The organism is Variovorax sp. LjRoot175 (assembly GCF_964253805.1).
Lineage (GTDB): Bacteria > Pseudomonadota > Gammaproteobacteria > Burkholderiales > Burkholderiaceae_C > Variovorax.
In genome coordinates this window covers 1,402,641-1,426,963 of sequence record NZ_CAXURY020000001.1, presented here as the reverse complement: position 1 = coordinate 1,426,963, position 24,323 = coordinate 1,402,641, and the positions used below count along the sequence as shown (strand labels likewise).

Here is a 24,323-nt window from a genome sequence, read left to right as displayed (position 1 = left end):
AATTAGGGGCTTTGAAGGAAGAGTACCCTGTCCCCTACGTTCAAAGTTCTCGCAATCGCGCGGCAGCTCAAGGCTCGTTCACAGGAATCTTCGCCATGTCTTCCCCGCACTCCCTCACCCATGCCAAGGTCGACTTTGTGAGCGGCGACTTCGACGCGCTGGCATCGCACATGCGACATTGCGCGCGCGCACAGGGGCGATGGTTCACGGTGAAGAGCAGATTGCAGCGCATGCGCTCGGCCGCCGCCGGCCGCATCGTGACGATGGCCTGCCTGGCCGTGGTTCTCCTCATCGGGCTGTACGCGGTCGCTTGAGCGCTGCGGTGGTCGTCGACCGGCTCGACTCCCTCAGCCAGTACGCGCGCAATCTTCTTCTCGGGCCCTACGAAGCGGTCGAGCCGCCGATCCGCGCCGAGTTGTTCGGCGCGCAGCGCTTCGAGCAGCACGGCCACAGCCTGGCCCGGGCGCAGGTCGTGCGCAGCGAGGACTCCCGCGGTGACGCCACGCCTTTTTTCCCGCGCGTCGATCGCAACCTCGAATCGCTACGCAGCGCCTTCGACTACATCGCCCTGATCTCGCAGAGCGGACGCTACGTCACGCCGGCGGCCGAATGGCTGCTCGACAACTTCCACCTGGTCGAGGCGCAGCTGCAGCAGATTCGCGAGGGCGTGCCGCGCAGCTACTACGCGCGCCTGCCCAAGCTCGCGGCGCCGCCGCTCGCGGGCTTGCCGCGCGTCTACGGCATCGCCTGGGCCTACGTGGCGCATACCGACAGCGTGTTGAACCAGGAGCTGTTCACCGCCTTCCTCAATGCCTACCAGGACATCGACGAGCTCACGCTCGGCGAACTGTGGGCGCTGCCGACCACGCTGCGCGTGGTCCTGCTCGAGAACCTGCGGCGTGTGGCCGAGGGCATTGCCGAAAGCAAGGTGGCGCGCGAGGTCGCGCATGCGGCCTGGGACGCCGCCGACAGGCTCTCCGCGCAGGACCTGGACGTGCTCTACCGCGCGCTGCAAAGCCGCGGCATGCAGGAACGCTTTCTCACCCAGCTGTGGCTGCAGTTGCCGGTCGAGCATGGCGAGGATGCGCCCGCGCTCCTGAAGTGGACCGAGCAGCATTGCCCGAACGGCCCGGCATTGGTCAGCGAGGCGCAGACGATGCAGGCCGCCGCCAACCTCACGGTCGGCAACATCATCACCACGCTGCGCATGATCGGCCAGGTCGAGTGGGCCGACCTGATCGAGCCTGTGAGCCGTTCGCTGCGCGTGCTGCGCGAGCTGCCCAGCTTCACGCGCGAAAGCGAGCTCACGCGCCAGCAGATCACGCATGCGATGGAGCAGGTGGCACGCACCAGCCGCCGGCCTGAGCGCGAGGTCGCGCAGGCCGTGGTGCGCCTGGCCTTCGACGCGGCCTGTGATCCGCCCGAGGATGGGGATGCCGAGACCCGCTGGTCGCAAGCCGAATGCACCGCCGGCTATTACCTGTTCGGGCAAGGGCTTCCGGCCCTGAGCTTTGCGCTGGCGCCGGCGGACGGCACCGGCGCAGCGCGCATCGCGCCGCGCCTGAGCGCGCTGCGCGCCTGGCGCCCGACGCTCTACGTGCTGGCCGTGCTGGCCGGCACCGCGCTGCTGCTGGCGGCGGCGGTCCAGGGCCTGAACCGCAGCGGCTGGCCCGATGCGCCCTGGCAGGCGCTGGTCGCGCTCGTGCTGCTCGCCTGGCCCCTGTCCGAAGCGGTCATCGCGCTGGTGCACCGCATCATGGCCGAATCGACCCGCGTCCAGCCGTTGCCGCGGCTCGATTTCGCGCACGGCATTCCCGAGGTGCACCGGGTGCTGGTTGCCATTCCGGCGCTGCTGAGTTCGGAAGCGGCCAATGTCCAGCTCGCGCACCGGCTCGAATTGCATTGGCTCGCCAACCGCGAAGCGCAGGCGCAGTTCGCGCTGCTGACGGACTGGGCCGATGCCGTCGAACCCTCGCTGCCCGGTGACGCCACCCTGCTCGACGACGCGCTGCGGCGCATCGCCGCGCTCAACGACCGCTATCCCGCGCCGCCAGGGACGGTGCCGCGCTTCCTGCTGCTGCACCGCCCGCGCAGCTGGTGCGAGACCGAGCGGCGCTGGATGGGCTGGGAGCGCAAGCGCGGCAAGCTCGAGATGCTGCTGCGCCTCCTGGCCACGGGCGAGGACAGCGGTTTCCTGCCGCTGGCGCCCGGCCTGCAGCTGGCCGAGCGCATCCCCTACGTGCTGACGCTCGACAGCGACACCGGCCTGCCGCCCGGCGCGCTGCGCGAGCTGGTCGCGGTGGCAGCCCATCCGCTCAATGCGCCGCAGCTAGACCTGGCCAGCCGCCGCGTGGTGAGAGGCTTCGGCATCTTCCAGCCGCGCATCGTCACGCCCTTCCCGGAGCGCAACGAACGTTCCTTCTTCCACTGGATGTTCGCCGGCCAGTGCGGGCTCGACCCGTACAGCAGCAGCGCCTCTGACCTCTACCAGGACGTGTTCGGCAGCGGCTCCTTCACCGGCAAGGGTCTGCTCAACGTGCGCGCCGTCCATGCGACGCTGGACCGGCGCCTGCCGGACGGCGCGGTACTGAGCCACGACCTGCTCGAAGGCGCGGTGGCGCGCTGCGGCGTGGTGAGCGACCTGGTGCTGATCGAAGACCATCCGCATCACACCGGTGTGGCGGCCTCGCGCGTGCACCGCTGGACGCGCGGCGACTGGCAACTGCTGCCTCTGATGCTGCGCGCGCCGCGCTTCGGCATCGATGCGCTGGGCCTCTGGAAGATGAGCGACAACCTGCGCCGTGCGCTGGTGGTGCCGGCATCGACCGCGCTGCTCGCGTGGGTCGTCTTCACCGATGCGGTCCCGCTGCCCTGGGCGCTCGCGGCCGTCGCGGCGGCGCTGATGCTCGGCCCCATGCTCGGCGCACTGGCGGGCCTGGTGCCGACGCGGCGCTCGATCGAGCTGCGCCACTTCTACGACGTCGGTTCCACCGAGCTGCTGCGCGCCATGGCCGGCGCGGCCTGGCAGTTCGTCCAGCTGGCCGCGCAGAGCCGCCTCTTGCTCGATGCCATGGTGCGCGCCGCATGGCGCCTGGCGGTGAGCCGCCGGCACCTGCTCGAATGGACCACTGCGGCCCAGGCCCAGGCGCAGGCCAGCTACCAGCTGGCGCCCTTTCTGCGCAACGGGGCGATCGCGAGCCTGGTCTGCATCGCACTCGCCGCGGCCGCGTTCTGGAGCCCGCATCCGTGGCTGGGCATGCTGGTGTTCGGGCTGTGGGCGCTGGCCCCGGTCGCGGCCTGGTGGGGCAGCCGCGTACCGGTGGGCAACGAAGACACGCTGGCCACCGAGCACCGCAACTACCTCGAAACGCTGGCGCGCGACACCTGGCGCTTCTTCGAGCAGGTGGTCGGGCCCGAGGACAATCACCTGCCGCCCGACAACCTGCAGTTCGAACCCGAGCCCACCATCGCGCACCGCACCTCGCCGACCAACATCGGCATGTACCTGCTGGCCAGCTGCTGCGCACGCGAGTTCGGCTGGCTCGACACCACGGCGCTCGTCGCCCGGCTGCAGGCGACCTTCGACACCATCGACCGCATGGACAAGCACCAGGGCCATCTCTACAACTGGTACGACACGCGCTCGCTCGAGCTGCTGCTGCCGTCCTACGTGTCCAGCGTCGACAGCGGCAACCTTGCAGGCCACCTGCTGGCCGTGGCCCAGGCCTGCCGCAGCTTCGCGGCCGACGGCAGCGGCGCCGGCGCGCAACTCGAAGCCCTCGCCCTGCGCTGCGAGGCCTTGTGCGCGGGCATGGATTTTCGCGGGCTCTACGACGCCAAGCGCCACCTGTTCCACATTGGCCTCAGGGTCGAGGAGAACGAGCTCGATGCGAGCTACTACGACCTGCTCGCCTCCGAAGCGCGGCTGCTGAGCTTCCTCGCCATCGCCAAGGGCGACGTGCCGCGGCGCCACTGGATGGCGCTCGGGCGGCCTTTTCTCTCGGTCGGCGTACGGCCCGGGCTCAAGTCCTGGTCGGGCTCGATGTTCGAGTACCTGATGCCCACGCTGGTGATGGCAGAGCCGGTGGGCGGCCTGCTGCAGGTGGCCAACCTCGCGGCGGTCGGCGAGCAGCAGGCCTTCGGCAACATGCAGAACCTGCCATGGGGCGTCTCGGAGTCGGCCTACTTCGCGCAGGACCATTCGCTCGCCTTCCAGTACTCGCCCTTCGGCGTGCCGCGGCTGGCGCTGCGCCGCACGCCGCCCACCGACCGCGTGGTCGCGCCCTACGCCACCATGATGGCCGCCGTGCTCGCGCCGGCCGATGCGGTGGTCAACCTGCGGCTGCTCGAATCGCTCGGTGGGCGCGGCGAGTTCGGCTTCTTCGACGCGATCGACTTCACCGCCTCACGCCAGCCCGCGGGCCAGCCTTTCACCGTGGTGCACAACGTCATGGCCCACCACCACGGCATGGCGCTGGTGGCACTGTGCAACGTCGCGTGCGACGGCGCGCCGCGCCGCTGGTTCGGCAGCGCGCCGCTGGTGCGGGCGCACGAGTCGCTGCTGCACGAGCGCACGCCGCGGCAGATCATCGGCAGCGCCGATCCGCGCATGCCGCCCGAGCCGAGCACCGGCGAGGCGCCGCCGATCTTCCAGCCGCGCGTGGTCGATCCTCACGAGCCCGGCTTCCAGCCCACCCACCTGCTGTCGAACGGCCACTACACCGTGGCGCTGCGCGCCAACGGCGCGGGCGTGAGCCGCTGGCGTTCGTTCAACGTGAGCCGCTGGCGCGACGATCCGCTGCGCGACGGCTACGGCACCTTCTTCTATGTGCGGGACATCGGCAGCCCGACGCTCACCTCGCTGACCGCCCTGCCCGCGCCCGGCGAAGAGTGGCGCTACCGCGCGCGCTTCCTGGCCGACCAAGTGCAGTTCGATGCCAGCGGGCCCGGCCTGCAGGCGCGCACCACGGTGCTGATCAGCCCCGAAGACGACACGGAGCTGCGCACGGTCGCGCTGCACAACACCGGCAGCGAGACGCGCACGCTGGAGCTCGTCTCGTACTTCGAACCGGTGCTCTCCGACCCCAAGGCCGACGAGGCGCACCCGTCCTTCGCCAACCTCTTCGTCGAGAGCCGCTGGGAGCCCGGCTGGCGCGCGCTGCTGCTGACGCGCAAGCCGCGCCTGCACGGCGACCCGGTGGTGGCCGCTGCGCACTTCGTGGCCTCGGTCGATGCGCAGGTGCTGTCGGTCGACTGCATGACCGACCGGCGCGCCTTCATCGGGCGCAACCGCACGCTCGCGACGCCGACCCTCGATCCGCAATCGGCAGCGCCCGACGGTACGCCGGTCAGCGGGCTGGATCCCATCGCCTGCCTGCGCGTGCGCCTCGAGATCCCGCCGGGCGGTACGGCACGCGTGACCTTCGCCACCGCGGCCGACGAGGACGTGGAAGCCCTGATGCCCAGCATCGACCGCTACCTGCAGCCGATGCACGTCGAGCGCGCGACGCGCATGGCCGCCACGCTGGCGCAGGTGCGCCTGCGCGACCTCAGCATCGACCCGGCGAAGAACCAGGCGCTGCAGGACCTCACGACCATCCTGACCTACACCACGCCGCGCCCGATGCGCGACCGCGGCCTCATCGACCTGCGCCAGATCTGGCGCTTCGGCATCTCGGGCGACAAGCCGATCGTGCTGGTCTACATCCACTCGATCGCCGGCAAGGGCCTGGTCGACACGCTGCTGCGCGCCCAGCCCTGGTGGGGCTTCGGTGGCGTGGCCTGCGACCTGGTGGTGCTCAACGGCGAGCCCAATTCCTACCTGATGCCGCTGCAGCGGGAGATCGAGGCGCTGCGCAGCCGCGTCGCGCAGCAGACGCAGAACAGCTTTCCGCGCAACGACGCGGCCGGCTTCTACCTGCTGCGCGACCACGAAGTGGCGCCCTCGGAAAAAGCGGCGCTGTCGAGCCTGGCGCGCGCGGTCTTCACCGCCGACGGCCGCTCGCTCGAGATGCAGGTGGCGGCGCTGCGCGAAGCGACCTCGGCCGGCCCGGCGGCGGAAGATCTCGGCCCGCGCGTCCAGCTCTCGCTGCTGCCGCCTGCGGCCGAGCTCGCCGATGCGGTGACGGCGCCGCGGGGCGGCTTCGATGCCGAAAGCGGCGAGTTCCGTTTCGAGGTCGATCCCAACCGGCGCACGGCGCGGCCCTGGATCAACGTGATCGCCAACCCCTCCTTCGGCTTCCAGATTTCCGAATCGGGCACCGGCTACACCTGGGCTGTCAACAGCCGCCTGCACCAGCTCACGCCCTGGTCGAACGACCCGGTGCAGGACCCGGCCTTCGAGCACTACCTGCTGCAGGACCTCGATTCGCGCGAGCTGTTGCCGCTCACGCCGGCCAGCCGCGGCGGCGCTGCCGCCAGGCACCGCGTGCGCCACGGCCAGGGCTACACGGTGTTCGAATGCCTGCACCGCAACGTCGCGCTGGAGACCACCTTCTTCGCCGACCGCGACGAACGCATGAAGCTGGTGCTCGTCAAGGTGCGCAACGAGGGCACCCGCCCGCGCCGCCTGCGCGCGCTTGCGATGGTCGAGTGGCAGCAGGGCGCGGCGCGCGGCGAGCGCCGCACCGTCCACACCTGGAAGCCCGAGGACCTGCCCGCGGTGTTCGGCCAGCAGCGCGAGTCGAGCACCGGCTTCGGCGGCAGCACCGGCTTCGTGGCGCTCGCCGGCTTGAACGGCGCGACCCAGTGGACCTGCGAGCGCAGCGAATTCTTCGCCGGGCACGGTGCGGTCGAAGTGCCCGACACGCTGGCCCAGCGTGCCGGCAGCGGCCTCGATGCCTGCGCCGCGGTGGCCGGCGACTTCCCGCTCGCCGCCGGCGCGAGTGCGAGCTTCACCTTCATGCTGGGCCAGGCCGACAACCCCGAGGCTGCGATGCAGATGGCGCGCCGCTGGCAACAGCGCGACGTGCCCGAGGCGCTGGCCGCGGCACGCGGCTTCTGGGACGAGCTGCTCGGCCGCCTGCAGGTGCGCACGCCCGATCCGCTGTTCGATGCGCTGGTCAACCGCTGGCTCATCTACCAGACGCTGGTGTGCCGACTCTGGTCGAAGGCCGGCTTCTACCAGGCCGGCGGCGCCTTCGGCTTCCGCGACCAACTGCAGGACGCGATGGCTTTCGCGCTGACCGATCCGGCGCGCCTGCGCGAGCAGATCCTGGTCAACGCGGCGCGCCAGTTTCCCGAGGGCGACGTGCAGCACTGGTGGCACATGCCCGGCGGCGCCGGCGTGCGCACGCATTTCTCCGACGACCTGCTGTGGCTGCCCTATGCCGCCTCGCATTACGTCGAAGTCACGGCCGACCGCTCGGTGCTCGACGAAGTCGTGCCTTTCATCGACGGCCCCGGAATCCCCGACGGCGCCGAGGACGCCTACTACGCACCGCAGACCAGCAGCCACACGGCCACCGTCTACGAACACGGCGCGCGCGCGATCGACCGCAGCCTCGCGACCGGCGTCCACGGCCTGCCGCTGATGGGCACCGGCGACTGGAACGACGGCATGAACCGCGTCGGCCACGAAGGCCGCGGCGAATCGGTCTGGCTCGCCTGGTTCCTGTGCAGCGTGGTCGAGCGCTACGCGCCTTTTGCCGAGGCGCGCGGCGAGAAGGCACGCGGGGAGCGTTGGCAGGCCGCGCGCAAAGGCTGGATCGCCGCCCTGCACGGCGCCGGCTGGGACGGCGCCTGGTTCCGGCGCGCCTTCTTCGACAACGGCGCGCCGCTCGGCTCGGCGCTTAATGAGGAGTGCCGCATCGACCTGATCGCGCAGGCCTGGTCGGTGCTCTCGGGCGCCTCGGACACGAACCACGCCACGCAGGCCCTCGCATCGATGAAGGCCCATCTGCACGACGAGCCCGCCGGCCTGCTGCAGCTGCTGCATCCGCCGCTGGCGCATTCGCCCAACAACCCGGGCTACATCCAGGCCTACCCACCGGGCGTGCGCGAGAACGGCGGCCAGTATTCGCATGCCGCGGTGTGGGCGCTGATGGCACAGGCGCTCACCGGCGACACCGAAGCCGCATGGCACAGCTTCGAGGGCCTGAGCCCGGCGCACCGCGCGCGCCATCCCGAGCGCGGCCCCGCCTACGAGCTCGAGCCCTACGTGATGGCCGGCGACATCTACGGCGCCGCGCCCTACGTCGGCCGCGGCGGCTGGAGCTGGTACACCGGCTCGGCCGCATGGCTGCACCGCGCCGCCGTCGAAACCCTGCTGGGCCTGGCGGTGCACGGCGACCGGCTCTCGCTCACGCCGCGCGTGCCGGCGCACTGGCCGGGCTTCGAGATCACGCTGCGGCTCAAGGGCCGGGAACTGATCGTGCAGTACGGCGACGCCACCACGGCGGCGGTGCCCACGCACCACATCGCCCGAGGCGAATGGACCATCTGGCGCACGCTGCCCGACAAGGCCGTGCTGCGCGTCGGCTGAAAAAACCAAGGCGCAGCACAATTGGCGCCTGACATGGACAGCCTCGATCTCATCAAGACCTTTCGCGAAGTCGCCGCCCACGGCAGCTTCTCCCGAGCCGCCAGCAAGCTCGACATGTCCAAGGCGACGGTCAGCAAATACGTGGCCGAACTCGAAACCCGCTTCGGCGTGCGCCTGCTCAACCGTTCGACCCGCTCGGTGAGCCTGACCGATGCCGGTGCGCTGCTGCTCGAGCGCAGCAAGCCGGTGATGGAGATGGTGGAGCTCACCCAGGCCGAGCTGCAGGAGCATGCGAGCCGGCCCACGGGCCGCTTGCGCATCTCGGCGCCGCACGGCATGGGACAGGGCGACCTGCCCAAGCTGCTGGCCCAGTTCATGGGCTACTACCCCGAGGTGAGCCTCAGCCTGCACCTGAGCAATCGCACGGTCGACATGGCCGAGGAGGCGATCGACCTGGCGCTGCGCTTCGGACCGATCGCGGACGACAACCTCATCGTGCGCAAGCTCACGCCCGTGAAGCTGGTGGTGTGCGCCTCGCCGCGCTACTGGAAGAACCACGGCATGCCGACCCGGCCGGCCGATCTGTCGCAGCACGAGGCGCTGACCCACTCGAAGCTGGGCCCCCATCCGCGGTGGCGCTTCGAGGTCGACGGCCGGCCGCTGGACGTGCCGGTCAAGAGCCGCATGGATTCGACCGAGGGCGGGCCGCTGATCCAGGTCGCGCTGCTGGGTTTCGGCGTGCTCTACTTGCCTGCCCTGCTGGTGCAACCGCACATCGACCACGGCGAACTGGTGCCGGTGCTGCAGGACTTCGTGCGCAACGACATGTGGCTCTCGGCCGCCTACTTGCAGCGGCGCCACAACAGCGCGGCGCTGCGGGCGCTGCTGGACTTCCTGCAGACGCGCATCGGCGCAAAAAGCGCGCCCGGCCGCGCCTAATCCCCGAGCAGCTCGCCGATCGGCTGCAGGTCTTCCACCCGGTCGCAGATTGCCTTCACGACCATCATGATCGGGATGCCGAGCAGTAGGCCCCAGATGCCCCAGAGCCAGCCCCAGAAGATCACGCCGACGAACACAGCCACCGGGTTCATGCGACTGGTGCGGCTGGTGAGCCAGGGCACCAGCAGGTTGCCCACCAGCGTGTGCATCAGGAGCGAGACGCCGCCGACCACGAGCGCCATCTGGATGCTGTTGAACTGGAGAAAGGCCACCAGGCCCGCCGCCGCCATCACGATGACCGAGCCGAGGTAGGGGATGAGATTGGTCACTCCCGCGACGATGCCCCACACCGCGGCGTTGTCGACGCCGAGGGCCCAGAACGCGAGGCCGGTGGCGACGCCGACCACGGCGCTGGTGAGGATCTGCACCAGCAGGTAGCGCTCGATGTGCTGCGTGATGTCGTCGAGCACGTTCACCGTGATTCTTTTCTTCTGCAGGCTGGGCCCGGTGATCTTCACCAGCTTGCGGCGGAAGGTGTCGCCCGAGCCGAGCGCGAAGAAGGTCAGGAAGGCGACCAGCGTGAGCTGCCCGACGGCGGCGATCAGCCCCACCGTGCCGCTCCAGAGGTAGTCGCGCACGTTGAAGGTCGGCCGCTCGATGACCACGCGCGCCACGCCCTTGCGCGCTGCGACCTTGGCCGAGTTCTCCTCGGCGGCCTGTTCGAGCTGCGCCGCGGCCTTCTGCACCGTGTCGAGCGCGCTGGGGTCGGTGCTTCTGCCGCTGCGCACGGCCAGGCGCAGCTTCTGGGCGGCGACCGGCAGCGTATCGAGCAACTCGGAGGCGCTGCCGGAGAGCGAATAGCCGGTCCAGCCCACCCCGCCGCCGAGCCCGAGCAGGATCAGGGCCGCGCCGATCCAGCGCGAGATCTTCCAGCGTTCGAGCCAGCCGACCAGCGGCGCCAGCGCGTAGGTCAGCAGCAGGCTCAGCATCAGCGGAACGAACACGGCCTTGGCCCAGTGCAGCGTGAACACGCCGGCCAGCACCGCGAGCACCACCAGCGCGGCGCTGCGCACGTCGACCGGCATGTGCAGCAGCACGCGCTCCGGTTCGGGGGCGGGGGGCTCTGCCGGCGGCTCGGCCTCCTTCTTCTGTTCGGCTTCCTTCTTCTGCTCGGCTTCGTCGTTCATCGTGGATCCTTGAGCGCCTCGCGCACCGCCGACAGCTGGCGCCGCGACACCACCACCGGCTCCGGAACGCCGTCGAGCCGGAGCGCCCAGCCCTCGGCATCTTCACCGTCGTCGTATTTCTCGAGCGCCCGGATCGCCGCGCGCGCCACCAGCGCATTGCGGTGCACGCGCACGAAGCGCGCCGGATAACGCTCCTCGAATTCGGCCAGCGAGCCGTCATAGATGTGGCTGCGCGTCGGCGTGCGCACCGTGAGGTACTTGAACTCGGACTTGAGGTAGAGCACCTCGGACATCGGCACGCGCTCGGTGCGCCCGCGGTCCTGGATCAGCAGCACCTCCTGCGGTGCCTCGGTGGCCGCGCCGCGCCGCTCCTTCAGGTAGCGCTCGGCCTTCTGTAGCGCCTGCTGCAGCCGTTCAGCGCGCACCGGCTTGGTCAGGTAGTCGACCGCTTCCAGCTCGAAGGCGGTGACCGCATGCGCCGCATGGGCCGTGACGAACACCACCGCCGGCGCACCGGCGCGCTGTCTCAGGCTGCGTGCGAGCTCGAGGCCGTCGATGCCGGGCATGTGGATGTCGAGCAGCACGAGATCGAATCGGGTGTCCGCCAGTTGTTCCAGCGCGCCGGCGCCGTGCGCGGCCTCTGCCACAACCTCCGCCGCCGGCGACTTGCAGTCGGCCAGCAGCGTGCGCAGCCGCGACCGGGCGAGGGTTTCATCATCGACGATCAAGGTGCGGAGAGCGCTCATGACTTCAGGCTTCGGCAGGAATGGCAATGCGCACACGGTAGCTCTTCTGGTCCATCCCGGCGCTGAACTGCGCCTGCATATCGTGTAGGAGGCGCAGCCGGTCGCGCACGTTGGCCAGCGCGATGCCGTGCCCGCGCGGCAGGGGTTCGTCGGCCCAACGCAGCGGCGGCAGGCTGTTGACCACTTCGATCACCGCCATGCCGCCACGACGCTCGGTGCGGATGCGGATCTTGGCACCGGCCGGACTCGGCTCGACGCCGTGCTTGACCGCGTTCTCGACCAGCGGCTGCAGCAGGAGCGGCGGCAGGCGCGCGGTGTTGGCTGCCGGGTCGATGTCCCAGCGGATGCGCAGCCGCTCGCCGAAGCGCACCTGCTCGATCGCGAGGTAGCGTTCGGCCAGCGCGATCTCGTCGGCCAGCGTGACCGACTCGCCCGGATCGGCCAGCGCCTGGCGGAACAGCTCGCTCAGGTCTTCCAGCATGGTCTCGGCCTTGGCCGGCTCCTCGCGCACCAGCGCGATGGCGCTGTTGAGGGTGTTGAAAAGAAAATGCGGCCGGATGCGCGACTGCAGTTCTTCGAGCCGCGCCGTCATGGCCGCCGGCGTCTGGCCGCGCGCGCGCAACACCAGCGCGGCCATCACCAGCGCGGCGAACATCGCGCCGGCCAGGGCGCTCGCGAGCCAGGGCGCGCTGCCGAGCACGCCCGTCAGCCGCAGCAGGCCACAGCCGTAGAGCGCGGAGAGCGCACCCAGCAAGGCGCCGGCGACGTACTGTGCCGCGCGCGGCAGGCGGCCGAGCAGCTTCTTGAGCCAGCAGGCCGCGAGCAGCCACAAGAGCGTGGCCGGCAAGGCGCCGCCGGTCACCGTGGCCATCAGCACCAGCCACTCGGCGGGCGCCGGCGAGACGAACAAGGTCGCGACGGCGACCACGGCTTCGACGAACATCACGGTGCGCAGCACCACCCCGATCTGGCAGGCGTCGAACAGCGCAACCCTCGCACGCGCAGGCCCGCGAGCGCGGGCAGGAGCCGGCGTCGAAGGGGTGGCCGATAAAATCGTCGGGTTGCGCATCAGAGCTGAAACATTCGGGTGCAAACCCATTATTGCCTCCCACCCCGATTCACCCCCATGACCTCCAACCAACTCGACAAGAAATCCGAAGCCTGGTCCGCCCTGTTCTCCGAACCGATGAGCGACCTGGTCAAGCGCTACACCGCCAGCGTCTTCTTCGACAAACGGCTGTGGCAGGCCGACATCGAGGGCTCGCTGGCGCATGCGGGCATGCTGGCCAAGCAGGGCATCATCGGCGCCGAGGACCACGCGGCCATCCAGGACGGGATGGCGCAGATCCGCGCCGAGATCGAATCCGGCACCTTCGACTGGAAGCTCGACCTCGAGGACGTGCACCTCAACATCGAGGCGCGGCTCACGCAGCTGGTGGGCGATGCCGGCAAGCGCCTGCACACTGGCCGCAGCCGCAACGACCAGGTCGCCACCGACGTGCGGCTCTGGCTGCGCGGCGAGATCGACCTGATTGCGGAGCTCTTGACCGCGTTGCAGAAATCGCTGGTCGCCATCGCGGAGAAAAATGCCGACGTGATCCTGCCCGGCTTCACCCACCTGCAGGTGGCGCAGCCGGTGAGCTTCGGCCACCACATGCTGGCCTATGTGGAAATGTTCGCGCGCGACGCCGAGCGCATGGCCGACGTGCGCCGCCGCGTCAACCGCCTGCCGCTGGGCGCCGCCGCGCTGGCCGGCACCAGCTACCCGCTCGACCGCGAGGCCGTGGCCCGCGCGCTCGGCATGGACGAGGTCTGCCAGAACAGCCTGGACGCAGTGAGCGACCGCGACTTCGCGATCGAATTCACCGCCGCCGCCTCGCTCGCGATGGTGCACATCAGCCGCCTGAGCGAAGAGCTGGTGCTCTGGATGAGCCAGGCCTTCGGCTTCATCGACATCGCCGACCGCTTCTGCACCGGCAGTTCGATCATGCCGCAGAAGAAGAATCCGGACGTGCCCGAGCTCGCGCGCGGCAAGACCGGCCGCGTGGTCGGCCACCTGATGGGGCTGATCACGCTCATGAAGGGCCAGCCCCTGGCCTACAACAAGGACAACCAGGAAGACAAGGAGCCGCTGTTCGACACCGTCGACACGCTCAAGGACACGCTGCGCATCTTCGCGGAGATGGTGGGCGGCATCACGGTGAAGCCCGAGACGATGGAGAACGCGGCCTTGCGCGGCTATGCGACCGCGACCGACCTGGCCGACTACCTGGTGAAGAAGGGCCTGCCCTTCCGCGACGCGCACGAAACCGTGGCCCATGCGGTCAAGGCGGCGATCTCGCACAAGGTCGACCTGTCGGAGCTGCCGCTGGCGGTGCTGCAGACCTTCAATCCGCAGATCGAGAAGGACGTCTACGATGTGCTGAGCCTGCGCGGTTCGCTGCATGCGCGCAACATCCTCGGCGGCACCGCACCCGCCCAGGTGCGCAAGCAGATCGCCCGGCATCGCGCCCGGCTCGGCTGAAGCCGTCCATGGGAAGCAGGCACGAATGCTGCAGTGCGGTATTTGTGCCCAGTTGTAAAAATGTAGTGCTAAAGTTGCATTGCATCCCGCCTGGGCCGCCTGCAATCTAGCGGGCCCCCGAATCGCACGAGAGCGTCTCCGAATCCATGGAAAAACCCAACTGCGTCGTCGTCATCCTGACTTTCAATTCCGCCTCGATCATTCGGGAGACCGTGTCGCAGGCGAAGAAGCTGAGCCCGCACGTCTACGTGGTCGATTCGCACTCGTCGGACAACACCGTCGCGATCCTCGAGGAGCTGGGCTGCACCGTGGTGCAGAGGCCTTTTTCCAACTACAGCGACCAGCGCAACTGGGCGATCTCGCAGGTCGAGGCCTCCTACGGCTGGCAACTGCACCTTGACGCCGACGAGGTGCTGGACGCGCAGGCGGTCGACGAGATCAAGGCCCTGCTCTCGGGCACTCCGCGCTTCGACGCCTACCTGCTGCGCCGGCGCGACTACTTCATGGGCAAGATGCTGCGCTTCTCGGGCGTCAATCCCTGGCACCTGCGGCTGTTCCGCTCGGGCACCGGGCGCTGCGAGTCGCGGCTCTACGACCAGCACTTCATCAGCTCGGCGACGCCCGGCCGCATCAGCGGCTTCATGCACGACAAGAATTCGGCCAGGCTCAGCGACTGGATCGCGAGCCACAACCGCTGGAGCGATGCCGAGGCCAAGGAAAAGCTCGGCCCCCGCTTGGGCGGCGACAACGTGCTGCAGCCGCGGCTCATGGGCGACGCCCGGGAACGCACGCGCTTCATCAAGGAGCTCTACTACAAGCTGCCGACCGGCCTGCGCTCGCTGAGCTATTTCGTCTACCGCTACATCTTCCGGCTTGGCTTTCTGGACGGCACCACGGGCTTCTATTTCGCTTTTTTTCAGGCATTGTGGTTCCGCATGCTGGTCGACGCAAAGATGTACGAGCAGCGCAGTACCCAGCTACCCCAGCGGCTCAACTGATTTTTCTTACGGAGTGATTTCGCAGCATGCGCCAATACAACGCTTCCAAGAAGATGCTCGTCACCGGCGGCGCCGGTTTCCTGGGCAGCCATTTGTGCGACCGGCTCATCGAGCAGGGTCACGACGTCCTGTGCGTCGACAACTTCTTCACCGGCACCAAGCGCAACATCGAGCATCTGCTCGACCATCCGCGCTTCGAGCTGATGCGGCATGACGTGACCTTTCCGCTCTACGTGGAAGTGGACGAGATCTTCAACCTCGCCTGCCCGGCCTCGCCGATCCACTACCAGCACGATCCGGTGCAGACCACCAAGACCAGCGTGCACGGCGCGATCAATATGCTGGGCCTGGCCAAGCGCGTGCGGGCCAAGATCCTGCAAGCCTCCACCAGCGAGGTCTACGGCGATCCCGAGATCCATCCGCAGGTCGAGGCCTACTGGGGCCGCGTGAACCCGATCGGCATCCGCAGCTGCTACGACGAAGGCAAGCGCTGCGCCGAAACCCTGTTCTTCGACTACCACCGCCAGCACAAGCTGCGCATCAAGGTCGTGCGCATCTTCAACACCTACGGCCCGCGCATGCACATGAACGATGGCCGCGTGGTGTCCAACTTCATCGTGCAGGCGTTGAAGGGCGAGGACATCACGATCTACGGCGACGGCCAGCAGACGCGCAGCTTCTGCTACGTCGACGACCTGGTCGAGGCGATGCTCAGGATGATGGTCACCGGCGACGAGGTGCCCGGCCCGATCAACATCGGCAACCCCGGCGAGTTCTCGATGCTGGAGCTGGCCAACAAGGTGATCGAGCTCACCGGCTCCAAGAGCAAGCTGGTGCGCATGCCGCTGCCGGCCGACGACCCGAAGCAGCGCCGCCCCGACATCTCGCTGGCGCAGAAGGAGCTCGGCGGCTGGGAGCCCAAGACCCAGCTCGAAGAGGGCTTGAAGAAGACCATCGCCTACTTCGACCAGATCCTCTCGGAATCCACAGCAGCTTGACCCCATGAACATCACCATCATCGGCACCGGCTACGTCGGTCTCGTCACCGGCGCCTGTTTGGCGGACATCGGCAACAACGTGTTCTGCCTCGACGTCGATCCGCGCAAGATCGCGACGCTCAACGAAGGCGGCATTCCGATCTACGAGCCGGGCCTCGGCGAGCTCGTCGAGTCGAACGTTGCGGCGAAGCGGCTCGCCTTCTCGACCGACATCGAGGCCTCGGTGGCGCATGGCGACATCCAGTTCATTGCCGTGGGCACGCCGCCCGACGAGGACGGCAGCGCCGACCTGCAGTACGTGCTGGCCGCGGCGCGCAACATCGGCAAGTACATGAACGGCTTCAAGGTCGTGGTCGACAAGTCGACGGTGCCGGTGGGCACGGCCGACAAGGTCACGGCCGTGATCCAGGAGGAGCTCGACAAGCGCGGCCGCTCCGACCTGCGCTTCTCGGTGGTGAGCAACCCCGAGTTCCTCAAGGAAGGCGCGGCGGTCGAGGACTTCATGCGGCCCGACCGCATCGTCATCGGCTACAGCGACGACGAGACCGGCCGCGAAGCGCTGGCCGAGATGCGCAAGCTCTACGCGCCCTTCAACCGCAACCACGAGCGCACGCGCGTGATGGACGTGAAGTCCGCCGAGTTCGCCAAGTACGCTGCCAACGCGATGCTCGCCACGCGCATCAGCTTCATGAACGAGCTGGCCAACCTGGCCGACCGCGTGGGCGCCGACATCGAGGCGGTGCGCCAGGGCATCGGCTCCGACCCACGCATCGGCTACAGCTTTCTGTACGCGGGCACGGGTTACGGCGGCAGCTGCTTCCCCAAGGACATCCAGGCGCTGACGCGCATCGCGCGCGATAACGGCCAGGCGCTGCGCGTGCTCGAGTCGGTCGAGGCCGTCAACGACGAGCAGAAGCGCGTGCTGACCCGCAAGGTCCTGGAGCGCTTCGGCCCCGACCTCAGCGACCGGACCTTTGCGCTGTGGGGCCTGGCCTTCAAGCCCAACACCGACGACATGCGCGAGGCGCCGAGCCGCGTGGTGATCGACGCGCTGCTGCGCGCCGGCGCGCGCGTGGTGGCGCACGACCCGATCGCGGTCGACGAGACGCGGCGCGTGCTGAAGCTCGACTTCGCCGACGCGCCGGCGCTGCTCGAACGCATCAGCTTCTCGTCGGCCAAGGATCCGATGGAGGCCCTGGCCGGCACGGATGCGCTGATCATCGTCACCGAGTGGAAGGCTTATCGCAGCCCGAATCTCGAGCGGCTCAAGGCGCTGATGAAGTCGCCGGTGATCTTCGACGGCCGCAATCTCTACGAGCCCGGCACGATGAAGGAAGCAGGCGTCGTCTACCAGGGCATCGGGCGCAACAGCCTCTAGCGCCTTGTTCTACGCCATCCCGCTCGAGAGCCGGCCGACCTGGCGCAACCCGCCATGGATGACCGTGCTGCTGATCCTCGTGAACATGCTGGTGTTCTGGGGACCGCAGCGCGCCGAAGACAAGGCGGAGCAACGCGCCGCGCAGTTCTACGTACAAAGCGTGCTGCCCAAGCTGGAGCTGCCGCCCTTCGTCGCCTGGCTGCAGGAAACCCGCTCGGCGAACGCGCCGGCGGCGCGGCGGCTGCTGGCCCGCGGCGAATTCGAGCCCCTGCTCGAAGGCCTGCAGCAGGAGAAAGTCTTCCTGAAGAAGCTGCACGGCGACGCGGTGATCACGCCCGCCCATCCACAGTACGCCCAGTGGAAGCGCGACCGGCAGCAGTACGAGGCCGAGCTGCCCGCTCCCTTCACCACGCGCTGGTCGCAGGACCACAACAAGGATGCCGCGTTCGAGCCCTGGACCTGGATCACCTCGGCCTTCCTGCACGGCAGCACCGGCCACCTGCTGGGCAACATGCTCTTCCTGTTCCTGTTCGGCTTTTCGGTCGAACTCGCGCTGGGCCGCGGCCTCTACCTGAGCTTCTATCTGCTCGGTGCGGTCGGCGCGTCGGCGCTGGCGGCCTGGGCCTATGCGGGCAAGGGCAGCTATGGCCTCGGCGCATCGGGCGCGGTGTCGGCGCTGATGGGCATGTACGCGGTGATGTACCGGCTGCGGCGCATCCGCTTCTTCTACCAGCTCTTCTTCTACTTCAACTACGTCACCGCGCCGGCGCTGATCCTGCTACCCGCATGGATCGCCAACGAGCTGCTGCAGCACTTCGTCGGCGGCCAGGGCATCGCCTACATGGCGCACCTGGGCGGTCTGCTGACGGGTGCCCTGCTGATGGCCGCGGCGATGCGCTGGCGCCGGCTTCAACTGCCCGAGGCGCCGGCTTCGAAAACACCGGACGCCTTTGCACAGCACGTCGCGTCGGCACGCCGTCTCGCAGGCGAGATGAAATTCGAAGCGGCCTGTGCCGAATGGCGCGCGGCCGCGCAACTCCAGCCCGACGACGCCGACACCCTGCGCGCCTGGTTCAACACCGCGAAGCTCTGGCCCGCCGGCGACGACTTCCATCGCGCGGCGCACCGCATCTTCCGGCTCAAGCCGCAGGACCCTGCCACGCTGGAACTGCAGCATGCGAGCTACAAGACCTACCTCGACCACGCCAAACCCGGCGCGCGCCTCAAGCCCGACGACATGGCGCGGCTCGCGCGGCGCTTCACGCGCGCTCAGCAGTTCACCGATGCCGAGCGGCTGTGCCAGGCGCTGCTGAAGACTGCGCCCGAGCATCCGGACCTGGCCGACACGCTTTCGCTCTGCGCCAACGGGCTGATGCAGGCCGGGCGGCGCGAGCAGGCGCTCGGCTGGCTGCCGCACCTGCTGCGGCTGGCGCCCGAGGACATGGTGACGCGGATGCTGCAGAAGGGCTGACTTTTTTCCCCTCTCCCTCTGGGAGAGGGAGCAAGACCTCTCAACCCTGCGGCACCTCCCGCAGCAGCCAGCGCACCTCCTGCGTCTGCTCGCTCTCGGGATAGCGCGCTTCCAGCGTCGTCAGGATCGGCTGCGCCATGTCGCGCCGGTTGAGCCCCTGCACCAGCACGCGCGCGGCCAGCTCGTAGGCCTGCGGAATCGCGGTATGCCCGCGAAAGCGCTTGTCGAAGCCGGACAGCAGCGCCAGCGATGCCTTCGCCTCGCCGTTGCGCCACTCGGCGCGCGCCAGCGCCATCGTGCCCAGCGGGTCCTCGAGCACGAAGCCAGGATCCTTCTGGCGGCAGGCCTTGTAGACCTTGAGCGCCTCCGAGGCGAGATCGCGCGCCAGCAGCATCGCGATCAGCCGCCGCCCATGGTCCAGCAGCGTCGCCGTCTTGTCCGGCGCCAGCAGCAGGATGCGGTGGTAGCGGCGCTGCGCGACCAGGTCCTCCGGCTGCGTGCGCTGCTCTTCGTAGGCCAGCGCCAGCGCCCCGGCAATGTCGCCGTCGGTCACCATCTGCGCCACCAGCGAGTCGGTGATCTGCTGGGCGACCTGCGCCGGCGTGCGGGTGTCGAGCGCGCGGTCGTCGGCGCCGGCACCGGGCAGCAGGTCGATGCCGAGCGCCGCATGGTTCTGGTACATCACGTAACCCAGCAGGCTGGCCATGACCCAGCTGAAATAGATCATCACGAAGTTGACGGCCGGCAGCGCGAACCAGCCGCTCATCACCGGCAGCAGCATGACGATCGCGATCTGCGCGCCGGAGTTCAGCAGGAACAGGAACACGCACAGCAGCGCGTAAGGCCAGCCGACCGCGCGCATCGTCTCCCACACATAACCCGGATTCAGCGCCTGCCAGAAGCTGCCCGACTGCACCAGCACCATCGTGGTCGCAGGCAGCGTGAACGAGAGCACGAACAGCGCGACGTAGCCCAGCACCTGGCTCCAGGCGCCGACGAAGCCGGCCACGACACCCTGCAGCACCAGCAGCGCGAACAGCTTCCAGGGCAGGTTCGTCCACTCGTCCTCGAGATTGCGCGGGAAATCGCTGGCGCGCACGATGCCGCGCGCGCCGAGCGCCATCACCTTGAAGCCGTAGCGGCTGGCCGCCAGCACGATGCCGAGCTCTACCAGCAGCAGGACCAGCGCCTGCGGCAGGAAGAACACCACGTGAAACAGCAGGCTGCTGAGCGCCAGCAGCGCCGCGTAGCCGAGTGGCTGGAGCTGGAAGGGAAAGGCGAAAAAAGTGTTCAGGCGGTGCCAGAACGGGCGAGGCGCAGGGCTTGTTTGCTCTTGCATGGGCGCTCCAACAAGGGAGCGCCCAGTATATGTTTCACGTTGTCGCGGCCGGCCTACATCGCGCGATAGAAGATGTAGTCGGCCTGGTACTTCACCACCTGCTTCTGGCCCAACGACGAAGCGCCGCAGGCCATGGCCGGCGCCACGCCGCCCTGCGTGGCGACACGTTGGATGTAGCTCACGCCCTGCATCGCGCCGCTGCCCATCGCCGGGTTGGCCTTCACGAGCTGGAAGGGGATGTTGCCGGTGCCGTTGGGCGCGACGGCGACTTGCGTGCCGGTGAGCTTGGAGCCGTCCATGCTCTCCCAGGTGGCGGGCGGGCCGTAGTACTTGCCGACCTGCTTGCCACCGCGATCCATCAGCTTGGCATCGGGGCCGACGAAGACCCATTCGTGCTGGCCGGGCGCGTTGGCCTTGACGCGGCATTCGTAGCTGATGTCGCCGGCGCCGACCGTTTCCATAGCGACCTTGTGCCCGGTCGGCACCTTGACGCTGTCGGGCAGGCTGGTTTGCGAATACATCATGGGCTTGTTCATGCCCATGCCGGAACAGGCGGCGAGGCTGGCGGCGGCCGCGAGGGCGCAGAGGCTGCGGATGGTCATGGTCGATTCCTTGGGTCTGAGGGTGATGAAGGAGGGGAAGCTCATTCGCTCATACGCGGCATCGGCGCTGCTGGATTCAGCCCGCACTGAATCCGTCGGGTTGCGCCCGCCGTATCGTCCCTATGAGAACCGATGCTCCACAATCCGCGCATGAGTGCACCCAGCCCCGACGCCGAACTGATGGCACTGATCGACCGCATCGGCCGGCGCGACGAAGCGGCGCTGCGCCTGCTCTACGACCGCACCGCGCCCAAGCTCTTCGGCCTGGCGATGCGCGTCGTGCGGCAGCGCGAGTGGGCCGAGGACGTGCTGCAGGAATCCTTCCTGACCATCTGGCGCGTGGCCGGCGACTACCGCGCCTCGCTGAGCCCGCCGCTGGCCTGGCTGGGCCTGATCGTGCGCAGCCGCTCGCTCGACCTGCTGCGCCGCCGCACCGCCGACCGTGCCCAGCTGACCCAGGAATTCGACGAGCTGATGGCCGACACCCTCGAGTCCGATGCGCCGAACCCGATGGACGCCGCGGACGCCAGCGAGCAGGCCTGGGCGCTGCACCAGTGCCTGAGCCAACTCGAAGGCCGGCAGCGCGAGGTGTTGAGCCTGGCCTATCTGCGCGACCTCAGCCACGGCGAACTGGCCGAGCAATTGAAGCTGCCGTTGGGCACCGTCAAGACCTGGATCCGGCGCGGCCTGGAGAAACTTCGCACCTGCATGCACCGGTTCGCATGAAGAAGACAGCCGCAGCACCATGAACCTGCCCGCCAACCCTCAACTGCTCGACCTGCTGGCCGCGAGCCATGCGCTCGGCACCCTGCGCGGCGGCGCCCGCCGGCGCTTCGAAGCCATCGCGCGCGAACAGGCGCCGGTGCGCGCCGCCGCGCTGGTCTGGCAAGGCCGGCTCGCCAGCATGGCCGAGCTGCAAAAGCCGGTGGTGCCCGATGCCGCCGTCTGGACCCGCATCCGCAACCTGATCGACGCCGAGCAAGAGCAGCAGGCCATCGCACGCCAGCGCGCCGTGCCGGCCACGCCCGAAGCGGCGCCGCCCAAGGCCGGCTGGCTGCGCAGCCTGGCGCTCTGGCGCGGCGCGGCGGCGGCCGGCGCACTCGCCACCGTGATGGCCGTCCTGGTCGGCGTGAACCTCAGCGAACAGCTGCGCAACGCGCCGGCCGTGCAGTACGTCGCAGTGCTGTCGGACGACCAGGCGGCGCCCTCCATGCTGGTGACCTTCGACCCCAAGAACCGCCAGCTGGTCTTGCAACGCGTCGGCGCTTATCGCGAAGGCGAGGACAAGTCGTTGCAACTGTGGGCCCTGCCCCCCGGCGGCGCGCCGCGCTCGCTCGGCGTGCTCGGCCGCGATGCGGCGCTCAAGCTGACGGCGCGGGAAGCCGACGTGCGCTCCGTGCCGGCGCTGGCCATCAGCCTCGAACCCAAGGGCGGCGTGCCCAGCGAGCGCGGGCCAACCGGACCTGTGCTGTTCAAGGGGCCGCTGATCGAGAAGACGCTTTGACGATGAACCTTGTTGTTGTTGCCGCCACCCGCCTCGCCCTCCTCCTTCCGCTTGCACTGCTGTTGCTGCTGACGGCGCTCCCATCGCAGGCGCAGCCCGCCGCCACGGATACGGCACCCTCGCCGGCCTACCTCGCCGCCCAAAGCCGCTGGCAGAGCGAGCTCGCCGCTTTCGCGCGTGCCGACAAGCAGAACCCGCCCGCCGAAGGCGGCGTGCTCTTCGTCGGCAGCTCCACCATCCGCTTCTGGACCCGGCTCGCGCAAGACTTCCCGCAACTACCGGTGGTCATCAACCGCGGCTTCGGCGGCTCGACCATGGCCGACTGCAGCTACTTCGCCCGCGAACTCGTGGTGCGCCACAAGCCCCGCCACGTGCTGGTCTACGCCGGCGACAACGACCTGGCCGAAGGCCACACGCCGCTGCAGGTGCTGGAGAGCTTTGCCCGCTTTGCCAACGCCGTGCGCGCCGAACTGCCGGACACGCGCATCAGCTACATCTCGATCAAGCCCAGCCCTTCGCGCGAGAAGCTGCTGCCGCAGATGCGCGAGACCAACGACATCATCGGGGCGTACCTGAATCGGCTGCCGAACAGCGAGTACATCGATATCTATACGCCGATGCTCGGTGCTGACGGAAGGCCGCGCGCGGAGTTGTTCCGCGGGGACATGCTGCATCTCAATGACGAGGGGTACAGGTTGTGGCGGTCGGTGATTGCGGGGCACCTGCCCGCGGCGGCCTCTGCTGTTGTGCCCTAGTCCGATTGCTCCAGCAGGAAAGTGGCGCTCACCCTGGTGCGAGACAGTCCTCGATCACTTCCGCAGGCAGCACAGGAACCGGCGCATCCGGCGCCGTGGCATCCGTCACGGCCAGACCGCATGCAGCATTGCCGCTCCAGATGAATTCCAGGGTGACGGTGTTGCCGGCAGCAATGGTGCCGCCGCTGGTGATGGTGGTGTTGACGTCGGCGCGGATGGCGCCCGAGGTGTTGGTCAGCGTGCCGGTGCTGATGGCGATGTTCTGGCCCTCGATGCCCTGCTCGGTGCCCTGCGTATTGCTGCCGCTGACGACTTCGTTGAGGATGATGTGCGCGGGCCCGGTCGCCAGGTAGGGATTCCCTTGGACGAAGCCGCCCAATTGCGTCTGCACATCGGTGCGGCTGTTGTTGAGGATCGCGCCGCCGCGCTGGACGTCGAACTGGTTGAAGAGATTGCGCGAGACGCCGGCCGCGCAGGGGGTCTGGATGTTAATCAGGGGTACGCCGTTGGGCGCGACCAGCACCGTGGGCCGCAGGTGGCCTGGTACGTTGGGTTCTCCAACGATCTGGGCCGATGAAGGCGCCGCCGCGAGCAGCGCCACCACGATCGGCGCCCCACCCGCCCTGCGTGCAGTCTCCTGCACGACCACCCTCAGCCCGCGCGCGGCATTGAAGACCACGCGATGGAATCGCTTGTTCATTGTTGTTCCGTCCCTGAAAGAGCGCAGCCGGAACAGGCGCGATTCTGGGTTGGGACTGCCCGAGGGAATCTGATCAATTGTCGCGGCGCCACCTTAGCGCCGAAGTGCCGAGCCGCGATGGCCTCAGCTCACTGCCCGCCTGTGATACGCGCACTCACCTCCGCGTACTTGGCCTGCCCCGCCACCAGCACCACGGTAGCGCTCTGCTGGCTGGTCATGCGCAGGCCGCGCCCGCCCAGGTTGATTTCTTCTATGACATCCGCCTCCAGGCTTGCGCTCTTGCCGTCGGCTGCGATGGCGATGGAGCGCAGGTTCACGCTGGTGCTCACCTCCACGTTGGCAGGCATGGCCGCGTAGCCTAGCTTCAGGTGCTCGCACCACTGCGGCTTATCGAAGCGCTTGATGTCCGAACCCGTGAAGCGCACCTCCACGAGGCGGATCTTTGCGTCGTCGGTGAGCTGGCTGCACAAGGCAGTGGCATCACGCTGCGCGGCCGCGCGTGCACCCGCACTGGTGAGGCTTTGGATCATGGGCTCGTCGAGCTTGCTGGGCACGCGCGGCGAACAGGCCACGAGCGCGAGCATGGCCAACAGGTAGCCGCCGGCCCGCAGCGGTCTTGCGTTCAGTTCGATGGTCATATTTCTCCTCCCCGCGATGTTGTCGCGAACCGGCGCACGGCTCGGCCCGTCCCACGCGCGTG

18 protein-coding genes are annotated in these 24,323 nt (G+C 68.7%); 11 read left to right on the top strand and 7 right to left on the bottom strand.

Features of this window, described 5'->3' with window-relative positions; all coding sequences use genetic code 11:
* The first annotated feature begins 95 nt into the window (after nucleotides 1–95).
* Genes ACSQ89_RS07160 through ACSQ89_RS07150 form a run of 3 tightly spaced genes read left to right on the top strand, consistent with a single transcriptional unit; the run spans nucleotide 96 to nucleotide 9,421 of the window.
* Nucleotides 96–314 (top strand): hypothetical protein, encoded by a 219-nt coding sequence (locus ACSQ89_RS07160; RefSeq protein ID WP_093106673.1) that lies wholly within the window; start codon nucleotides 96–98, stop codon nucleotides 312–314.
* Complete coding sequence (locus ACSQ89_RS07155) at nucleotides 311–8,482, top strand: GH36-type glycosyl hydrolase domain-containing protein (protein WP_436292580.1); 8,172 nt, start codon at nucleotides 311–313, stop codon at nucleotides 8,480–8,482. The genes ACSQ89_RS07160 and ACSQ89_RS07155 overlap by 4 nt, the downstream gene beginning before the upstream one ends.
* A 33-nt stretch (nucleotides 8,483–8,515) precedes the next feature.
* Nucleotides 8,516–9,421 carry a LysR family transcriptional regulator gene (locus tag ACSQ89_RS07150; protein WP_093106679.1) on the top strand — a complete coding sequence of 302 codons (906 nt, stop codon included), beginning with the start codon at nucleotides 8,516–8,518 and terminating at the stop codon, nucleotides 9,419–9,421.
* Here the strand turns inward: ACSQ89_RS07150 and ACSQ89_RS07145 are convergent.
* The 3 genes from ACSQ89_RS07145 to ACSQ89_RS07135 are packed head-to-tail and all read right to left on the bottom strand — an operon-like array spanning nucleotide 9,418 to nucleotide 12,423.
* On the bottom strand, nucleotides 9,418–10,608 hold the full coding sequence (locus ACSQ89_RS07145; RefSeq protein WP_436292579.1) for an AI-2E family transporter: 1,191 nt from the start codon (nucleotides 10,606–10,608) through the stop codon (nucleotides 9,418–9,420). The genes ACSQ89_RS07150 and ACSQ89_RS07145 overlap by 4 nt on opposite strands.
* Nucleotides 10,605–11,354, bottom strand: coding sequence for a LytR/AlgR family response regulator transcription factor (locus ACSQ89_RS07140; protein WP_436292578.1), 750 nt, complete (start codon nucleotides 11,352–11,354; stop codon nucleotides 10,605–10,607). The genes ACSQ89_RS07145 and ACSQ89_RS07140 overlap by 4 nt, the downstream gene beginning before the upstream one ends.
* A 4-nt stretch (nucleotides 11,355–11,358) precedes the next feature.
* On the bottom strand, nucleotides 11,359–12,423 hold the full coding sequence (locus ACSQ89_RS07135) for a sensor histidine kinase (protein WP_244503858.1): 1,065 nt from the start codon (nucleotides 12,421–12,423) through the stop codon (nucleotides 11,359–11,361).
* 57 nt (nucleotides 12,424–12,480) lie between these two features.
* Between ACSQ89_RS07135 and argH the strand changes: the two genes are divergently transcribed.
* The 5 genes from argH (at nucleotide 12,481) to ACSQ89_RS07110 (ending at nucleotide 18,723) form a co-directional block, all read left to right on the top strand.
* Nucleotides 12,481–13,878 carry an argininosuccinate lyase gene (gene argH, locus ACSQ89_RS07130; protein WP_093106691.1) on the top strand — a complete coding sequence of 466 codons (1,398 nt, stop codon included), beginning with the start codon at nucleotides 12,481–12,483 and terminating at the stop codon, nucleotides 13,876–13,878.
* Between the two features lie 146 nt (nucleotides 13,879–14,024).
* Nucleotides 14,025–14,876, top strand: a complete 852-nt coding sequence (locus ACSQ89_RS07125; RefSeq protein ID WP_093106694.1) for a glycosyltransferase family 2 protein — start codon at nucleotides 14,025–14,027, stop codon at nucleotides 14,874–14,876.
* 26 nt (nucleotides 14,877–14,902) lie between these two features.
* A complete protein-coding gene (locus ACSQ89_RS07120) occupies nucleotides 14,903–15,874 on the top strand; it encodes a UDP-glucuronic acid decarboxylase family protein (protein ID WP_093106697.1) in 972 nt (323 codons plus the stop codon).
* A 4-nt stretch (nucleotides 15,875–15,878) separates the two neighbouring features.
* Complete coding sequence (locus tag ACSQ89_RS07115; protein ID WP_093106700.1) at nucleotides 15,879–17,252, top strand: UDP-glucose dehydrogenase family protein; 1,374 nt, start codon at nucleotides 15,879–15,881, stop codon at nucleotides 17,250–17,252.
* 4 nt (nucleotides 17,253–17,256) lie between these two features.
* The gene (locus ACSQ89_RS07110; RefSeq protein WP_436292577.1) at nucleotides 17,257–18,723 is read left to right on the top strand and encodes a rhomboid family intramembrane serine protease; all 1,467 of its coding nucleotides are present in this window, start codon (nucleotides 17,257–17,259) and stop codon (nucleotides 18,721–18,723) included.
* Between the two features lie 40 nt (nucleotides 18,724–18,763).
* Here the strand turns inward: ACSQ89_RS07110 and ACSQ89_RS07105 are convergent, their stop codons facing one another.
* The gene (locus ACSQ89_RS07105) at nucleotides 18,764–20,062 is read right to left on the bottom strand and encodes a DUF4013 domain-containing protein (RefSeq protein ID WP_093106706.1); all 1,299 of its coding nucleotides are present in this window, start codon (nucleotides 20,060–20,062) and stop codon (nucleotides 18,764–18,766) included.
* A 53-nt stretch (nucleotides 20,063–20,115) separates the two neighbouring features.
* Nucleotides 20,116–20,664, bottom strand: coding sequence for a DUF3455 domain-containing protein (locus tag ACSQ89_RS07100; RefSeq protein ID WP_093106709.1), 549 nt, complete (start codon nucleotides 20,662–20,664; stop codon nucleotides 20,116–20,118).
* A gap of 150 nt (nucleotides 20,665–20,814) precedes the next feature.
* Between ACSQ89_RS07100 and ACSQ89_RS07095 the strand changes: the two genes are divergently transcribed.
* The 3 genes from ACSQ89_RS07095 to ACSQ89_RS07085 are packed head-to-tail and all read left to right on the top strand — an operon-like array spanning nucleotide 20,815 to nucleotide 22,923.
* Complete coding sequence (locus tag ACSQ89_RS07095; RefSeq protein WP_244503859.1) at nucleotides 20,815–21,390, top strand: RNA polymerase sigma factor; 576 nt, start codon at nucleotides 20,815–20,817, stop codon at nucleotides 21,388–21,390.
* Nucleotides 21,391–21,409: 19 nt separating this feature from the next.
* Nucleotides 21,410–22,168, top strand: a complete 759-nt coding sequence (locus ACSQ89_RS07090; RefSeq protein ID WP_093106716.1) for an anti-sigma factor — start codon at nucleotides 21,410–21,412, stop codon at nucleotides 22,166–22,168.
* Nucleotides 22,169–22,170: 2 nt separating this feature from the next.
* A complete protein-coding gene (locus ACSQ89_RS07085) occupies nucleotides 22,171–22,923 on the top strand; it encodes an SGNH/GDSL hydrolase family protein (protein WP_093106720.1) in 753 nt (250 codons plus the stop codon).
* A 28-nt stretch (nucleotides 22,924–22,951) separates the two neighbouring features.
* Here ACSQ89_RS07085 and ACSQ89_RS07080 read toward each other — a convergent pair whose 3' ends face one another.
* Both ACSQ89_RS07080 and ACSQ89_RS07075 read right to left on the bottom strand, forming a co-directional pair.
* A complete protein-coding gene (locus ACSQ89_RS07080) occupies nucleotides 22,952–23,623 on the bottom strand; it encodes a two-partner secretion domain-containing protein (RefSeq protein WP_436292576.1) in 672 nt (223 codons plus the stop codon).
* A 128-nt stretch (nucleotides 23,624–23,751) separates the two neighbouring features.
* The gene (locus ACSQ89_RS07075) at nucleotides 23,752–24,261 is read right to left on the bottom strand and encodes a nuclear transport factor 2 family protein (RefSeq protein WP_093106725.1); all 510 of its coding nucleotides are present in this window, start codon (nucleotides 24,259–24,261) and stop codon (nucleotides 23,752–23,754) included.
* Nucleotides 24,262–24,323 lie beyond the last annotated feature (62 nt).

What these genes read in the sequence shown, in the direction of transcription:
- ACSQ89_RS07115 (WP_093106700.1), top strand. Translation starts at nt 15,879, where the DNA reads ATGAACATCACCATCATCGGCACCGGCTACGTCGGTCTCGTCACCGGC.
- ACSQ89_RS07120 (WP_093106697.1), top strand. Translation starts at nt 14,903, where the DNA reads ATGCGCCAATACAACGCTTCCAAGAAGATGCTCGTCACCGGCGGCGCC.
- ACSQ89_RS07140 (WP_436292578.1), bottom strand. Translation starts at nt 11,354, where the DNA reads ATGAGCGCTCTCCGCACCTTGATCGTCGATGATGAAACCCTCGCCCGG.
- ACSQ89_RS07075 (WP_093106725.1), bottom strand. Translation starts at nt 24,261, where the DNA reads ATGACCATCGAACTGAACGCAAGACCGCTGCGGGCCGGCGGCTACCTG.
- ACSQ89_RS07085 (WP_093106720.1), top strand. Translation starts at nt 22,171, where the DNA reads ATGAACCTTGTTGTTGTTGCCGCCACCCGCCTCGCCCTCCTCCTTCCG.
- ACSQ89_RS07100 (WP_093106709.1), bottom strand. Translation starts at nt 20,664, where the DNA reads ATGACCATCCGCAGCCTCTGCGCCCTCGCGGCCGCCGCCAGCCTCGCC.
- ACSQ89_RS07095 (WP_244503859.1), top strand. Translation starts at nt 20,815, where the DNA reads ATGAGTGCACCCAGCCCCGACGCCGAACTGATGGCACTGATCGACCGC.
- ACSQ89_RS07125 (WP_093106694.1), top strand. Translation starts at nt 14,025, where the DNA reads ATGGAAAAACCCAACTGCGTCGTCGTCATCCTGACTTTCAATTCCGCC.
- ACSQ89_RS07080 (WP_436292576.1), bottom strand. Translation starts at nt 23,623, where the DNA reads ATGAACAAGCGATTCCATCGCGTGGTCTTCAATGCCGCGCGCGGGCTG.
- ACSQ89_RS07105 (WP_093106706.1), bottom strand. Translation starts at nt 20,062, where the DNA reads ATGCAAGAGCAAACAAGCCCTGCGCCTCGCCCGTTCTGGCACCGCCTG.
- ACSQ89_RS07145 (WP_436292579.1), bottom strand. Translation starts at nt 10,608, where the DNA reads ATGAACGACGAAGCCGAGCAGAAGAAGGAAGCCGAACAGAAGAAGGAG.
- ACSQ89_RS07090 (WP_093106716.1), top strand. Translation starts at nt 21,410, where the DNA reads ATGAACCTGCCCGCCAACCCTCAACTGCTCGACCTGCTGGCCGCGAGC.
- ACSQ89_RS07160 (WP_093106673.1), top strand. Translation starts at nt 96, where the DNA reads ATGTCTTCCCCGCACTCCCTCACCCATGCCAAGGTCGACTTTGTGAGC.
- ACSQ89_RS07135 (WP_244503858.1), bottom strand. Translation starts at nt 12,423, where the DNA reads ATGCGCAACCCGACGATTTTATCGGCCACCCCTTCGACGCCGGCTCCT.
- ACSQ89_RS07150 (WP_093106679.1), top strand. Translation starts at nt 8,516, where the DNA reads ATGGACAGCCTCGATCTCATCAAGACCTTTCGCGAAGTCGCCGCCCAC.
- argH (WP_093106691.1), top strand. Translation starts at nt 12,481, where the DNA reads ATGACCTCCAACCAACTCGACAAGAAATCCGAAGCCTGGTCCGCCCTG.